The organism is Thiohalorhabdus sp. Cl-TMA (genome assembly GCF_041821045.1).
GTDB classification, from domain to species: Bacteria; Pseudomonadota; Gammaproteobacteria; order Thiohalorhabdales; family Thiohalorhabdaceae; genus Thiohalorhabdus; species Thiohalorhabdus methylotropha.
The window spans coordinates 196,567-210,230 of the sequence record NZ_JBGUAW010000004.1; the positions used below are offsets into that span (position 1 = coordinate 196,567).

Genomic DNA, 13,664 nt, shown 5'->3' on the forward strand with positions numbered 1-13,664 from the left:
TGAAGGTATCGGGTAATCCCTTAGATGGGGACGATGCCCCGGGGTTTCAAGCTCGGCATCCGTCCCCACCCGGCCCGGGCGCTACTGCCCCTCGCCGTCGCCCGATTCCTCGTCCCAGCCCAACAGGGTGCTGACGGGCACATTTTCCTCGTTCACCTGGGCATTCTCGACGATCCAATCTATCACCTTGGTTTCGAGCGCTCTACCTTCGACCTCCTGCATCTGCTCCTGGTTCTGGGCCACGTACTGCATGAACTGGTCCCGCTGGGAGCCGTACTGATCGGCCATGCGCTCGAGCTCTTCCCGGACCTCGTCCTGGGTGGTCTCGATCTCCTCGGCGCTAGCGATCTCCGGTATGGTCAGGCCGATCTTGACCTGATTGGCGGCGTTCTCCCGGAACTGCTCGCGCATCGCGTCGGAATCCAGGCCGAGGGTGTCGGGGTCCAGGCCCTGCTGGCGGTACTGGTTCTTCTGCGATTCCACCAGGCGGTCGATCTGGCGCTCCACGAGCTGCTCCGGAACCTGGAAGTCGTTGGCCTCGCCCAGCTTCTCGAAGATCTGGCGGCGCAGCTCCTCGCGGCCCCGTTCCGAGACCTCCCGCTCCAGGCCTTCGCGGATGTCGGAGCGTAGGGTCTCCAGGGAGCCGTCCTCCACGCCGAAGCCCTTGATGAACTCCTCGTTCACCTCGGGCAGCGCCTTCTCGCGGACCTGCTTGACGGTCACCTCGAACTGGGCCGTCTTACCAGCCAGCTCTTCGTTGGGGTAATCCTCCGGGAAGGGTACGTCGATGGTGCGGGTCTCCCCGGCGGAGGCGCCCACCAGGCCCTCCTCCATCTCCTTCAGGTGGCGGCCCTCGCCAAGCTCCATGGGATAGTCGGAGGCCTCGCCCCCCTCGAAGGCCTCGCCGTCGATGCGGCCGATGAAGTCCACCACCACCTGATCGCCCTCGGCGGCGGCGCGCTCCACCTCCTGGAAGTCGGCGCGCATCTGGCGCAGCCGTTCGATGGTGTCGTCGATATCGGAGTCGGCCACCTCGGCCGTCTTCTTCTCCAGCTCCAGGCCCTTGTAGCCGGTGGGCTCGATCTCCGGATAGACATCGAAGGTGGCCGTGTAGGAGAAATCCTGCCCCCGCTGCAGCTCGCCGGGCTGGAGGTCGGGCTGGGCCACGGGGTTCAGGGAGTGCTCCTCCAGCGCGCTGCTGTAGGTCTCGGAGACCAGGGCGTTGAGCACCTCGCCGTAAACCTCGTCCCGGTACTTGCTCTCCACCACCGACAGGGGGACCTTGCCGGGCCGGAAACCGGGGAGCTTCACGTTCTTGGCGAGCTGGCTCAGGCGCTGATCGAGCTCCTGGTTCACCCGCTCCGCGGGGACCGTCACGGTTACCTGGCGCTGCAGCCCAGAACCCTCGTTGACCGAAACTTCCATGTTCTGCCCCTCGTTCTCTGATTCCTGGTTACAAATCGGGCCGAATACCGGACCCCCCACACCCGCCGCCCCGTGGTCTGCCGCATCGGGAATCGGAGCTGGATCGCAGCAGTGACGACAACGAACGGGCCCTGTTCACTCCGGGGATTTCAAACGGGATGATTGCAGGAGGGATTTGCGGGTCGCGTTTGGTGCGAAAGGGGGGACTCGAACCCCCACGCCCGAAGGCACTGGATCCTAAATCCAGCGCGTCTACCAATTCCGCCACTTTCGCACGGCGGTCAAGCGAGGCAGGCTACCACATGCCCCGATACCTGCCTAGACCGCTGGTTTCGCGCGCCGTGCTCAAGTCGTGGCTACCGCCGGGGCGAGACGCACGCAGTCGAACAGCGTCACCCCGGCGCTGGGGATGCGATCGAACTGGTGGCCGCCCACCCGCGCCCCGGTGCTGTCGAACCAGTGGCCCTCCCGGTCGCGGTAGGCCACCAACCGGCAATAGAAGGCAACCGCATCGGCATCGCACCACCAGTCCCACTCCGTGGTTTCGGGACATTCGCAGACGATGCGGCAGCCGCAATGGGTCCGGATCACACGTCGCATGGGCCGCCCTCCCGGCTGCCAGGAGCCGCCCCTCCTTCATACCGTGCGGACTCCGGAAACGCAATGGCTCCGGGCATTTTCCGGGGTCGGTCGCGCGGAGCGCCGGGCCGCATGCCCGTGGGAGCGGCCTCCGGCCGCGACTTGACGCGGTGCAATCGTAAAAAGCATTCCCCGAAGGGCGGGGCGAGGTCGGAGGGCGACTGAAGGGAAGTCGGAAGGACAGGGTCCCCTTGGAGCCCGGAGGCCTCGCCCCGCCCTTCGGGCCCACCGGCACCTCTGTCGCGGCCGGAGGCCGCTCCCACGGCGTGTTTCTCCGGCCCGGGGCGCCGCCTCCTCAGGCCCCGCGGGCCCGGCCGCTCCGCAGCCCGGCTTCCCCGCCGGGCGCCCGCCGCGACCAGTAGGCCGCCAGCGCCGAGCCCGACAGGTTGTGCCAGACGCTGAAAACCGCGCCGGGAAGGGCCGCCGCGGCGGGCAGGTACTTGGCCGCCAGGGCCACGCCGAGCCCGGAGTTCTGCATGCCCACCTCGATGGCCAGGGTGCGGGCGCGGCGCGCGTCGAGCCCCAGCAGCCGGGCGGCCCCGTACCCCGCCCCCAGGCCGATGCCGTTGTGCAGCACCACCGCCGCCACCAGGGCGGGGGCCAGCCCGGCGAGGGTGGCACGGTTCAGCGCCACCACGATGGCGATGATGAGGACAATGGCCGCCACCGAAACCGCCGGGAACACCCGCTTCAGCCCGTGCAGGCGCCCGCCGGCCAGGACGTTCGCCGCCACGCCCAGGGCCACGGGCACCAGCACCACCTCGGCGATGGTGACCAGCATGCTGCCCACCGGCACGGGCACGGTGCGGCCCACGTAAAGCCAGGTGAGCGCGGGGGTCAGGAGCACGGCCAGCAGGGTGGATACGGCGGTGAGGGTGATGGAGAGGGCCACGTCGCCCCGCCCCAGGTAGCAGATGACGTTGGAGGCGGTGCCGCCGGGGCAGCTCCCCACCAGCACCATGCCCGCCACCAGCGCCGGCGGCAGGTCCAGGAGCCGCCCCGCGGCGAAGGCGGCGGCGGGCATGATGCCGTACTGGAGCACCACCCCCAGCCCCACCATACCGGGCCGGCGCAGCACCTCGGCGAAATTGGCCGGTGTCAGGGTCATGCCCATGCCGAACATGACCAAGCCCAGAAGCGGCAGGATGGCCGGACTGGCGGGCGCGAAGGCCCCGGGCGCGGCGTAGGCGGCCACCGCGCCCACCAGGGCCCACAGCGGGAACAGCCCCGTCACGGCGCGCAGGATCATGCCGGCCCCTCCGCCAGGCCGCCCAGGCCCTCCTGGCCGCACTTGCGCCCCGCCAGCCGCACCGCGGCCTCCAGCGCCTCGTCCAGGGACCGGCCGCGCGCCATGGCGTCGATGAGTCCGGCGTTGAAGGTATCCCCGGCCCCCACCGTATCCACCACCCGGGCGGGCGGATGCGCCGGGCGATGGTGGAGGCGGCCGGCGTTATCCAGCGCCATCGCCCCCTCGGCGCCCCAGGTGCACACCTTGAGCCCCGGAACCGCCGCCGGGTCCAGGCTCCGCAGGAAGGCCTCCGGCCCCGCATGCCCCTGGCGGCGGGCATAGTCCCCCGAGAACAGCAGCACGTCGGGGTCGTGCAGGCAGTGCGCCAGACCGTCGCGGGCCTTCTCCACCTCCAGGGAGATCCAGGCCCGCGGGTTGTGGCGGCGCACGTGGCGGATCATCCGTAGCACATCGGACGTGTTGGGCCGCGCCTCCACGTGCACCCACCGGTACGGGGTCACGTCCAGCGCCTCGAAGGTCGCCGCGTCCAGCTCCGGCAGGTCCCGGCAGTGGATGATGGTGCGGCTGCCGTTGGCCCGGCTCAGGGTGATGTAGCTGGTGGGCGACTTGCCCGCCGGCAGACCCCGGGCCGGATCCGTGCGCACGCCGCAGGCCTCCAGATCGGCGACGATGCGCCGGCCGTCCGGCTCGTCGGCCCACACCCCGGACCAGGCGCACCGGTGGCCGAGCTGGGCGAGAACCGCCAGCGTGTTGGCCACGTTGCCGCCGAGCCGCACCCGCTGGTGCTCGGCGCGCACCTCGCTGTCCTCCTCCGGATAGGCGGCCACCACGTTGACTATGTCCAGGGTGGCGCCGCCCACGCCCAGGATCTCGGCCATTCCTGCCTCCTTATCCGTCGCGGCCGGAGGCCGCTCCCACAGGGGCCCTACCGTTGGCGCCTGGTTTGTGGGAGCGGCCTCCGGCCGCGACACCAAAATCCGGCAACCCCCGGCACGAAATGCCCCCGCCGGAGTGTACCGCGTCATGGGACACCGGGCAGTCCCGGGACGGCCTGTCCCGGAGACACGGGACATCCCCCCCTGGCCAGCAACGGCTCGACCGCTATACTGCCGGGGTGAATACCATTGGGGAGCAGGCATGATCCGGGGCAAGCTGAAGGCGCACTACATTCCCATCCTCCTGGGCGCGGCCCTGGTCGTCCTGACCCTCTGGGCCCAGCAGACCAATGCTCCGGTGGTCCAGGACCTGCGCAAGCGTCTCGAAGGGGTGGCCTACGACCTGCGCTTCCGCGTCACCCTGCCCTTCTCCACGGAGAAACGGGAGCCGGTGGCCATCGTGGACATCGACGAGAAGTCCCTGGACGCCGAAGGGCGCTGGCCCTGGCCCCGCGACAAGGTGGCGCAGCTCGTCGACCGCCTGTTCGAGGCCGGCGCCGTGGTGGTGGGCATGGACATGGTCTTCGCCGAGCCGCAGCGCAATCTGGCCGCCACCACGGCCCGCCACCTGGAGCAGGCGCCCGGCGTGGACCCCTCGGCGGAGGTGCTCGCCACCCTGTCCGCCGCCGCCCCCGCCCTGGACGACGACCGCGCCCTGGCGCGCGCCCTGGACGGCCACGACGTGGTGATGGGCTACATGCTGAGCCGCGAGGGCCCCAAGAAGGGCGCCCTGGGACCGCCGCTCCCCACCGCCGAGCTCCAGGGCCCCGAGGGCACCTCCATCCAGGTCATGGACCACCACCTGGGCAACCTGCCCATGCTGCAGGAGGCCGCCGCCTCCGGCGGCTTCTTCTCCATCTTCCCGGATCGCGACGGCATCCTGCGCCGCTACCACCTGATCCTGGCCCATAATGACACCCTGTACCCGTCGCTGGCACTGGAGATGGCGCGCCTCTACCTCCTGGCCGAGCGGGTGCGGGTGGTGACCGCCCCGGTGGGCGAGGTGCAGACCGTGGACCACCTCGACATGGGCGGCCTGCGCATCCCCACCGGGGGCCACGGCGACGTGCTGGTGCCCTACCGCGGCGCGGCGGGCAGCTTCCCCTACATCTCCGCCACCGACGTACTCTCCGGGGAGGTGAGCGCCGACAAGCTGGCCGGCAAGCTGGTGCTCATCGGCACCACGGCGCGCGGCCTCTACGACCTGCGGGCCACCCCGGTACAGAGCGTCTACCCCGGCGTGGAGGTGCACGCCAACGTCCTGCGCGGCCTGCTGAACCGCTCGTTCCCGCGCAGCCCCGCCTGGGCCGAGGGCGCCAACTTCATCTTCATGCTGGTCATGGGCCTGCTGCTGGCGGTGGCGCTGCCCCTGCTGCGCCCCCTGACCCTCTCCCTGCTCACCGGCGCCCTGGGCCTCGCCCTGGTGGCCGGCAACGTGCTGGTGTGGAGCCAGTGGCACTGGGTCATTCCCATCGCCCTGCCGCTGTTCCTGGTGCTCGGGCTGGGCACCCTGAACATGGCCTACGGCTTCCTGTTCGCCGAGCGCGGCCGGCGGCGCCTCAAGGACATGTTCGGCCAGTACGTGCCGCCGGAGCTGGTGGACGAGATGACCCAGGACCCGGAAAGCGCCTCCAGCATGGAAGGCGAGCGCCGGGACATGACCGTGCTGTTCGCCGACATCCGCGGCTTCACGGCCATCTCCGAGCAGCTCTCCGCCGCCGAGCTCAAGGACCTCCTCAACCGCTTCTTCACGCCCATGACGCGGGTGATCTTCGAGCACCGCGGCACCATCGACAAGTACGTGGGCGACATGATCATGGCCTTCTGGGGCGCGCCGCTGGAGGACCCCGAGCACGCCCGCAACGGCGTCAAGGCGGCCCTGGCCATGCGCGGCGAGGCCGAGCGCCTGCGCTTCCAGTTCCAAAAGGAGGGACTGCCCGACGTGGACATCGGCGTGGGCCTCAACTCCGGCGCCATGAACGTGGGCAACATGGGCTCCGAGTACCGGCGCAGCTACACCGTACTCGGCGACGCCGTGAACCTGGGCTCCCGCCTGGAGGGGCTTACCAAGCACTACGGCGCGTCGATCGTGGTCAGCGACGTGACCCGGGAGGGCCTGGAGGACGAGATCCTGTTCCGGCGCCTGGACCGGGTGCAGGTGAAGGGCCGCGACGAGCCCCTGACCATCTTCGAGCCGCTCTGCCCGCGCGAGGAGGCCAGCGCCGAGCTGCTGGCGGAGGTGGACAAGCTCGAGCAGGCACTTTCAGCTTACTGGCGGCGGGAGTGGGCAGAGGCCGAGGAGCTGTTCACCGAGCTGTCCCGGGCCAAGCCCGACGAGCGCCTCTACGAGCTCTACCTGGAGCGCATCGAAAGCATCGACCCCACCCGGATGCCGGCGGATTGGGACGGGGTGTACCGGCACGAGAGCAAGTAGGCGTCGAGACGGATTTCCGGGTCGTCGCGGCCGGAGGCCGCTCCCACAACGGCCCTTCCGGCCCGGGAGCCGGGTCCAGGGGCTTTGTAGCGACCGGCAATGGCGCCTGCGGAAACGACAGCCCGGTTTGGTTTGCCCGGCTGGAGAGCGCTCCACAGAACGCGCTCCCGGCCCGAAAGGCACTTGTAGGAGCGGCCTCCGGCCGCGACAAAACCTCGGCCCTACGCCCCAAAACCCAGGCCATCCCCATCCGAAAAGGGCCCCGTGGGAGCGGCCTCCGGCCGCGACTTTCAGACCAGCCCGCCAGCCGGGTCGCCCCCGTCCAGCCAGACCGCGTCCCAGTGGGGATAATCCCCGATTTTTTCCGCCAGACCGGCACGGAGCGGATTGGCCACGATGTAGCGGGCCAGAGCCCTGAAATCCTCTTCCCGTCGAACCGCCCGGTCATGGAAGCCCGTCTGCCAGAACCTCCCCCCGCTCGGGGCCATTTCGCACCGGGACTGGATTTTCCGGGCTGAATAGGTCTTCACCGATCGCATCACTTTGGAAAGCTCCCCGGAGTCCCGCAGGGCCACCAGCCAATGCAGGTGGTCGGGCATGACAACGAAAGCCAGGGAGTCCACCTGGCCGGACTCATGCTGGTGGCGAAGGGTCCGGATAAGAATGCGGGCGTCGTTAAGGCTGGAAAAGACCGGACGGCGGAGATGGGTGACGGTGGTGAGAATATATACCTGTCCGGGGATGGAGGTTCGGCCTTTGCAAAGCTGCCTGTATCCTTTCGGGGGATCGTCCGGGGGCATGTGCGGCCTCTTCAGGAACGGCGTCTCGGCCGGAGGCCGCTCCCACAACGGCCCTTCCAGCCCGGGAGCCGGGCCCAGGGGCTTTGTAGCGACCGACAACGGCGCCTGAGGGAACGACTGAGCGGTTCACCCGGCCGGAGGCCGCTCCACAGAACGCGCTCCCGGCCCGAAAGACACTTGTAGGAGCGGCCCCTGGCCGCGACAAAGCCTCAGCCCCTACGCCCCAAAACCCAGGCATCCCCATCCGAAAAGGGCCCTGTGGGAGCGGCCTCCGGCCGCGACACCGCTGTAGATCCCCCAATTCCCGCTCAGGGCTGGTAGCCGGGGATGACGCTTTCGTCCACCTCATCGATCTGCTCCGGCTTCAGGAAGCGCTCGGCGTAGTCCATGTAGACCCGCTCGCGGATGAAGAGGTCGAATAGGTCCGGGTCGAAGTGGCTGTCCTCGCACATGCGGCCCATGATGGTGAGGGCCTGGGACAGCGGCATGGGGGTCTTGTAGGGGCGGTCGGCGGCGGTGAGGGCCTCGAAGACATCGGCGATGGCCATCATGCGGGCGCCGTCGGGGTTCTCGTAGCCCACCAGGCCGCGGGGGTAGCCCTGGCCGTCCATGCGCTCGTGGTGGCCGCCGGCGAGGTCCGGCACCCGGCGCAGGTGGCGGGGATAGGGCAGCGCCTCGAGCATGTCCATGGTCACCCGCATGTGGTCCTTCATGACCTCCCGCTCCTCGGGGGTCAGGGTGCCCTTGGCGATGGACAGGTTATGGATCTCGTCCTCGTCCAGCAGCGGCCACTCCGCGCCGTCCGGCCCCCGCCAGCGGCGCTCCGTGCCGATGGCGCGCACCCGCTCCTGCTCCTCCGGCGGCATGAACTCGCCGCCGACGTTGGCCCGGCGCAGGAAATCCCGCTCCTCGTCCAGGGTGCGCCGCTGTTCCGCCACGGCGGCCTCGGAGGCCTCCGCCGCCGGCTCCCGCCCCGCCTCGGCCGCCGCCAGGCGCTCGCGCAGGGCGGCGATCTCCGCGTCGCGCTTCAGCACCTCGAAACGGGTGTCCACGGCATTGATGCGGTCGTACATGGCGTGGAGCTTGGTCTCCTTGTCCATGACCGGCTCGGGCGTGGTCACCTTGCCGCAGTCGTGCAGCCAGGCGGCGATCTCCAGCTCGTAGCGCTCCTCCGAAGAGAAGCCGTACTCGGCCAGGCTGCCGTACTCCGCCCGCTGAGCGGCGTCGGCGATCATCATGGTGAGCTCGGGCACCCGCTGGCAGTGGCCGCTGGTGTGCTTGGACTTCTCGTCGATGGCCTTGGCGATGAGGCGGATGAAGGACTCGAACAGCTCGCGCTGGGCGTCGATGAGCTGCTGCTGGGAGAGCGCCACCGCCGCCTGGGAGGCCAGGGACTCGGCGAGGCGCTGGTCCTCGGGGGAGAACTCGGTGACCGCGCCGTCGGCCTCGGACTTGGCGTTGAGGAGCTGCAGCACCCCCAGCATCTCGCCCTCGTGGCTCACCAGCGGCAGGGTCAGGAAGGAGCGCGAGCGATAGCCGGTCTGCTCGTCGAAGGCGCGGGTCCCGGAGAAATCGTAGCCCTCCGCCGTGTAGGCGTCGGCGATGTTCACGGTGTTGCCGGTGAGGGCGGCATAGGCGGCCACGTTGTGGTAGTTGGGCGCCCCCGCGCCGTCGTGGAGGGGCACCGCGCCCAGGGAAACCGTCTCGCCGCTGGTGCCGCCCATGGCGATGCCCAGGGAATCGTTGCGGACGATGCGGAAGTCCAGGGCGTCCCCGGCCTCGTTCTTCAGGTACAGGGTGCCGCCGTCGGCGCCGGTGAGCTCCTTGGCGCCCACCAGGATCTGCTCCAGGAGCCGCGTGGTGTCCCGCTCGGCGGACAGCGCGGTGCCGATGGCGTTGAGGCGCTCCAGGCGTTCGAGAAGGGCTTCTACCGATCTATTGCTTTGGACTTCCGTCATGACGGACTCCTGCGCTTATCGTTTTAGCAGGCCCGCACCTGTCACAGTTGAACCAAGTTCGATTGCATCTTTCACTGAGAAAATCACCATGCTTCCCTCGGCAGAGGGACCCACAAATTGTCCATATATAGTACCCTGCGCCCCTGAAGCGCCCATTGTTATTCTAAAATTTGAAGATAGTTCCACAGAAGAGTATTCATTTACGATGAAGGAATCGCCGGATGTTCCCTTATGAGGAGAAAGCTCCAAACTTGCCCCGGAAATCTGCCTATCTCCAAAGTTCACATCCATAGAAAAAGAATCTACCTGCCAAGTGCCAGTGCTACTAGTAGGAGTGGTTCCTCCACCCCAATTATATGTGGCGGTTCCAGTTAGACTTCCCAACTGTTCCGCGGCGGTAGGATCTGTGACATATGCATAATGAAAGTCGCCTGCAGGCTCACCGGGAACTGTATTCTTCAGACTGAAATCGCCCGCGGCCCATCTCCCCCAATAAACTCCAAGATCCAAATTCCTCCCGGTCCCAGCGGGTTCCGCACCCTGATTAGCCTGAAAATCCATTATTACTAGATTTTCGGTTGCGGTTATTGTTTGGGCTTTCAGTACACCCTCATCATCGATGCTTACAGTAGCCCCAGACTCCGGGTAGCCCATTCCAGAATACCCCGAGTATAAGGTTTCCTGGGCAAGCAAATGGGAGGCACCCCAAATTTCAGGTTCTGGTGTAGGATCCGATTCCAGCCCTGTGGGCTGTCCTTCGTTATTGGATTCCTCCGAAGCCTCGAAGTCCTCCTCCGGCACCTCGAATACCTGCATGGAGTCGTCCTGGTCCGCCAGGGCATTGAGGGCGCTGCCCAGGTTTTCCCCGGACGCGTCTTCCCCGCTCTCCCCAGCGTCCCCTTCCCCGTCACCGCCTTCACCGTCCTCGCCGCCGCCCCGGCCGCCGGTGGCGGCCACCAGGTCGGTAGGGGGCTGGAGGATGCCGCGCGGCAGGTCGCCCCGGGAGGCCACGTGGAAGTAGCGGTCGCCGCCGAAGGTCTTGCTGCCGGCGTCGTTGGAGACGGCGATGCGGCCCTGGGTCACGCCGCCGTAGAGGCCGCCGGGCACGTCGCCACAGGCGCCGTCGCAGAGGCGCAGGAGGTACTGGGTGCCGCGCACGCCGATGCTGGCCACGGGGGTCTCCACCTCGTACTCCTGCCCCTCGCCGCCGCCCACGGCGCCGGTGATGGTGCGCATGCCGCCCTTGAGCAGGCCCATGACGGCGCTGTCCTCCTCGTCGCCGGCCTCCTCGGAGCGGTAGCGCTTCACGGCGAAGGCGGAGTCGGGCTTGATGTCCACCAGGGCGCCGTCCTTGAAGCGCACCTGGGCCCGACCGCCCTCGCCGGTGACAACCCGCTCGCCCTCGCGGATCTCGGAGCGCCGTCGCAGCGGGCGCCGCTCGCCGTCGGGGCCCACGGCCACCACCTCGCCCACCTGGGTAATGACCCGTCCCACCGTCTCGGCGGCCACCGCCGGGCCCATACCGGACAGGTACACGGCCACACCGAGGACATACAGCCCGATTGCCCGAACCCCTGTCATTGGCTTCTCCTATCGGCCGCCCGCGGCCGGTTCCCGATTCCGGTTATTTGTTGTGGCCCTTGCCCGGGCTGTCCTTGTCGCCCCCGTTGCCGCCGCCGTTGGACTGCGGCGGCAGGGGCTTCGGATTGCCCGAGGCGCGCACCCGCTCGTTGGGCCGGGGCGGGCCGTTGTCCACCGCCGGGGCATTACCGGGGCCCTTCTCCAGGGCGTCGATGGGCCGGGCCTTGCGTCCCCGGTCTCTGCCCTTCGCCTCGCCCTTGCCCGGGGGGCCGGCGGCGTCCGGCCGCCGGCGCCACTCCTCGGGGGACTCGGCCTTGCCTTGGCCGCGCAGCTCCCCGCGCCATCCCTTCAGGAGCGGGCGCGGCGGCTCCATGAGCTGTTCGGGCGCCACGGTGGGCGCCGCAACGTGGAAGTAGGTGCCCGCCTCCACCAGGGCCGCGCCGGCCTGGTTGCGGACCTCGATGCGGCCCTGCTGCACGCCGCCGTGCAGGCCCGCCTCGCCCACCGCCAGGGCGTAGACGGTGCCGCGGATGCCGATGGAGGCCGCCGGGGTCTCCATGCGGTAGCCGTCCCGGTTGGTGTCGGAGACCGTGCCGGTGATGGTGCGCAGGCCGCCCTCCAGCAGCTCCAGCACCGCCTCGGGCTCCTCGGCCTTGCCGGGCTCGGCGGTGTAGCGCTTCACCCGCAGACGGGAGCCGGGGCGCAGGGCCACCAGGCCGCGGTCGGCGAAGCGCACCTGGGCCCGGCCCTCGGCACCGGTGACCAGGGTCTCGCCCTGGTGGATCGGGGAGCGGCGCTCCAGGGCCCGCTCGGGGCCCTCCGGGACCACGGCGGTCACGGGGCCCACGGCGCTCAGCACCCGGCCCACCACCTCGGCGGCGTGCGCGCCCGGGGCGGCCAGCAGCAGGGCCGCCAGGGGGAGGAGCCTCCGGGCCGGGGAACGGCGTCGCGGCCGGAGGCCGCTCCCACGGGAGCCGCCACGGGCCGGGGCGGCTTCTCGGTCAGAACTCTCCCGCCGCGCTGGCTGGACCGGGGAGGATTCGGAATCGACGGTGGCCCCTTCCAGGAGTCGCGGCCGGAGGCCGCTTCCACAATCCCGGCTCCCACCAGCGAGGCCCCCCGTGGGAGCGGCCTCCGGCCGCGACAGCGCCGAATCGGGCCAGGCGGGGGCGGTGCCACGCGCCGCTCGGGCGGGCCTGTTTCCCCGGCGGGGCGCGCCGGTAAGGCGGAATGGATTTTCGGGCGGCACTGCGATCATGGGCCCTCCCTCCTAGAAGTAGTCGTACCGGACCTGCACCCAGAGCTGGGTGCGCTGGTACTCGTAGAGGGCGATGTTGGCGTCGTTGCGGCTGTGGCGCAGACGGGGGCCGGCGCTCCAGTGCCGGTCGTACCGCCAGTCCAGGGCCACGTCGGCCTGGTAGTAGGTTTCCTTACGGGTCTCGCCGAACAGAGCATGCTCCTCCCCGTATCCGCTATAACGCGCCTGGCCGTTGACACGCAATGTCCAATCGGGATCGAGGACGAAGCGCAGTCCCGCTTGCAGGCCGTAGAGGGTCCGCTCGGCGATGGCCTCGGCGGCGTCGGAATTGTCGTCGGCCAATTCCCGCCCGGCGTACAGGGAAGCGGACACCGCCGGCTGGTAGGCGCCGAGGAACAGGTGGGAGCCGCCGACACCGACGGTCAGCATCTTGGAGTCGCGGATGGACTGTCCGGTGTACTCGATGCGGTTGACCCGGGCGAAGCCGGTTCCCGCCGTGGTGTCGGTCAAGGTGTAGCGCAGGTCACCGCCCAGGCCGTAGCTGTCGCGGTAGGGGCCGGCGTCCAGGAAGAAGCGCTGGGCGCGCGCCGTTAGGCGCAGCCGGGTGTCGATGCCGCGCCACTCCCAGCCGGCGCGGCCGGCCAGCAGCCCGGTGTCGAAGTCGCTCTCGTCGGGATGAAAGCGGCCGCGGACGTCGATGCCGCCGTAGACGCCGGTGTCGGGGCTCAGCGGATGGCGGACGGTGCCGCCGGCGGCGGAGCGCAGGAAGAGGTCCGCCTGCTCCTGGCTGGAATCGCTCAGCTCGAGCTGCAGGGCGCCGTCGAAGATGGCGACGCTGTCGGCGTCGGTGGCGCTGTTGACGTTGGTGTCGTAGCCGGCGCCCATCTCGGCGTAGGCGGTGAGGACGGTCTCGTAGCGGTCGGCGCGGCGGCGGATGGCCTCCAGGAAGCGCTCCACGGTGGCCACCACCGCCTGGGGCGGGTCATGGGCGAGGACGGTGCGGAATTCCTCCCGGGCCCGCCGGTCCTCGCCGAGCAGGAAGTAGCCGCGCGCCAGCTCCAGGCGCGCCCGGTCCAGGCCCGGCTTCCGCATGAGGACGCGCTCCAGGGCGAAGATGCCCTCGGCCACGTGGCCGGTGTCGATGGCCGCGGTGCCGTAGTAGAAGTCGAAGCCGGACCGCCCCTCGTACTCGGCGCGGTGCTCCAGGGCCCACTGGTAGGCGGCCTCCATCCGCCCCTGCTGGACCATCTCCCGCAGGGGCGCCAGCTCCGACTGCGCGTGGACCGCCGAGGAAGCCCCCAGAAGTCCCGCCAAAATCCAGTTCCGCCATCCCCGCATAGGCACGCTCCCGCCCGTTGGCACAGCCCGACCCGGGGCCGCGCCAT

Annotated in this window: 10 protein-coding genes and 1 tRNA gene; 1 reads left to right on the forward strand and 10 read right to left on the reverse strand. The window is 69.5% G+C overall.

What is annotated here, in order from left to right; translation table 11 throughout:
- Positions 1 to 81: 81 nt before the first annotated feature.
- From tig to ACERLL_RS07110, 5 genes are all read right to left on the reverse strand, one after another.
- Positions 82 to 1,425, reverse strand: a complete 1,344-nt coding sequence (gene tig / locus ACERLL_RS07090; RefSeq protein ID WP_373655371.1) for a trigger factor — start codon at positions 1,423 to 1,425, stop codon at positions 82 to 84.
- 189 nt (positions 1,426 to 1,614) lie between these two features.
- Positions 1,615 to 1,699 (reverse strand) — tRNA-Leu (locus ACERLL_RS07095).
- A 71-nt stretch (positions 1,700 to 1,770) separates the two neighbouring features.
- Positions 1,771 to 2,025: a hypothetical protein gene (locus ACERLL_RS07100; protein WP_373655372.1), complete on the reverse strand. Its 255-nt coding sequence runs from the start codon at positions 2,023 to 2,025 to the stop codon at positions 1,771 to 1,773.
- Positions 2,026 to 2,359: 334 nt separating this feature from the next.
- Positions 2,360 to 3,313: a bile acid:sodium symporter family protein gene (locus ACERLL_RS07105; RefSeq protein ID WP_373655373.1), complete on the reverse strand. Its 954-nt coding sequence runs from the start codon at positions 3,311 to 3,313 to the stop codon at positions 2,360 to 2,362.
- Positions 3,310 to 4,191 (reverse strand): PfkB family carbohydrate kinase, encoded by an 882-nt coding sequence (locus tag ACERLL_RS07110; protein ID WP_373655374.1) that lies wholly within the window; start codon positions 4,189 to 4,191, stop codon positions 3,310 to 3,312. The genes ACERLL_RS07105 and ACERLL_RS07110 overlap by 4 nt, the downstream gene beginning before the upstream one ends.
- A gap of 259 nt (positions 4,192 to 4,450) precedes the next feature.
- On the opposite strand from ACERLL_RS07110, the gene ACERLL_RS07115 reads away from it, so the two are divergent.
- A complete protein-coding gene (locus ACERLL_RS07115) occupies positions 4,451 to 6,682 on the forward strand; it encodes a CHASE2 domain-containing protein (protein ID WP_373655375.1) in 2,232 nt (743 codons plus the stop codon).
- Positions 6,683 to 6,972: 290 nt separating this feature from the next.
- Here ACERLL_RS07115 and ACERLL_RS07120 read toward each other — a convergent pair whose 3' ends face one another.
- The 5 genes from ACERLL_RS07120 to ACERLL_RS07140 form a co-directional block, all read right to left on the reverse strand.
- The gene (locus ACERLL_RS07120) at positions 6,973 to 7,482 is read right to left on the reverse strand and encodes an REP-associated tyrosine transposase (RefSeq protein WP_373655376.1); all 510 of its coding nucleotides are present in this window, start codon (positions 7,480 to 7,482) and stop codon (positions 6,973 to 6,975) included.
- A gap of 308 nt (positions 7,483 to 7,790) precedes the next feature.
- On the reverse strand, positions 7,791 to 9,440 hold the full coding sequence (locus tag ACERLL_RS07125; protein WP_373655377.1) for an HD domain-containing phosphohydrolase: 1,650 nt from the start codon (positions 9,438 to 9,440) through the stop codon (positions 7,791 to 7,793).
- A gap of 15 nt (positions 9,441 to 9,455) precedes the next feature.
- Positions 9,456 to 11,021, reverse strand: a complete 1,566-nt coding sequence (locus tag ACERLL_RS07130) for a FecR family protein (RefSeq protein WP_373655378.1) — start codon at positions 11,019 to 11,021, stop codon at positions 9,456 to 9,458.
- Between the two features lie 43 nt (positions 11,022 to 11,064).
- Entirely contained in the window at positions 11,065 to 12,279 is a 1,215-nt protein-coding gene (locus tag ACERLL_RS07135; RefSeq protein ID WP_373655379.1) for a FecR family protein, read from the reverse strand.
- A 12-nt stretch (positions 12,280 to 12,291) separates the two neighbouring features.
- Positions 12,292 to 13,593: a surface lipoprotein assembly modifier gene (locus ACERLL_RS07140; RefSeq protein ID WP_373655380.1), complete on the reverse strand. Its 1,302-nt coding sequence runs from the start codon at positions 13,591 to 13,593 to the stop codon at positions 12,292 to 12,294.
- Positions 13,594 to 13,664: the final 71 nt, after the last annotated feature.

Bases quoted from the DNA above. Each gene is read 5' to 3' on its own strand.
- ACERLL_RS07120 (WP_373655376.1), bottom strand. From the start codon at position 7,482: ATGCCCCCGGACGATCCCCCGAAAGGATACAGGCAGCTTTGCAAAGGC.
- ACERLL_RS07135 (WP_373655379.1), bottom strand. From the start codon at position 12,279: ATGATCGCAGTGCCGCCCGAAAATCCATTCCGCCTTACCGGCGCGCCC.
- ACERLL_RS07125 (WP_373655377.1), bottom strand. From the start codon at position 9,440: ATGACGGAAGTCCAAAGCAATAGATCGGTAGAAGCCCTTCTCGAACGC.
- ACERLL_RS07110 (WP_373655374.1), bottom strand. From the start codon at position 4,191: ATGGCCGAGATCCTGGGCGTGGGCGGCGCCACCCTGGACATAGTCAAC.
- ACERLL_RS07115 (WP_373655375.1), top strand. From the start codon at position 4,451: ATGATCCGGGGCAAGCTGAAGGCGCACTACATTCCCATCCTCCTGGGC.
- tig (WP_373655371.1), bottom strand. From the start codon at position 1,425: ATGGAAGTTTCGGTCAACGAGGGTTCTGGGCTGCAGCGCCAGGTAACC.
- ACERLL_RS07100 (WP_373655372.1), bottom strand. From the start codon at position 2,025: ATGCGACGTGTGATCCGGACCCATTGCGGCTGCCGCATCGTCTGCGAA.
- ACERLL_RS07130 (WP_373655378.1), bottom strand. From the start codon at position 11,021: ATGACAGGGGTTCGGGCAATCGGGCTGTATGTCCTCGGTGTGGCCGTG.
- ACERLL_RS07105 (WP_373655373.1), bottom strand. From the start codon at position 3,313: ATGATCCTGCGCGCCGTGACGGGGCTGTTCCCGCTGTGGGCCCTGGTG.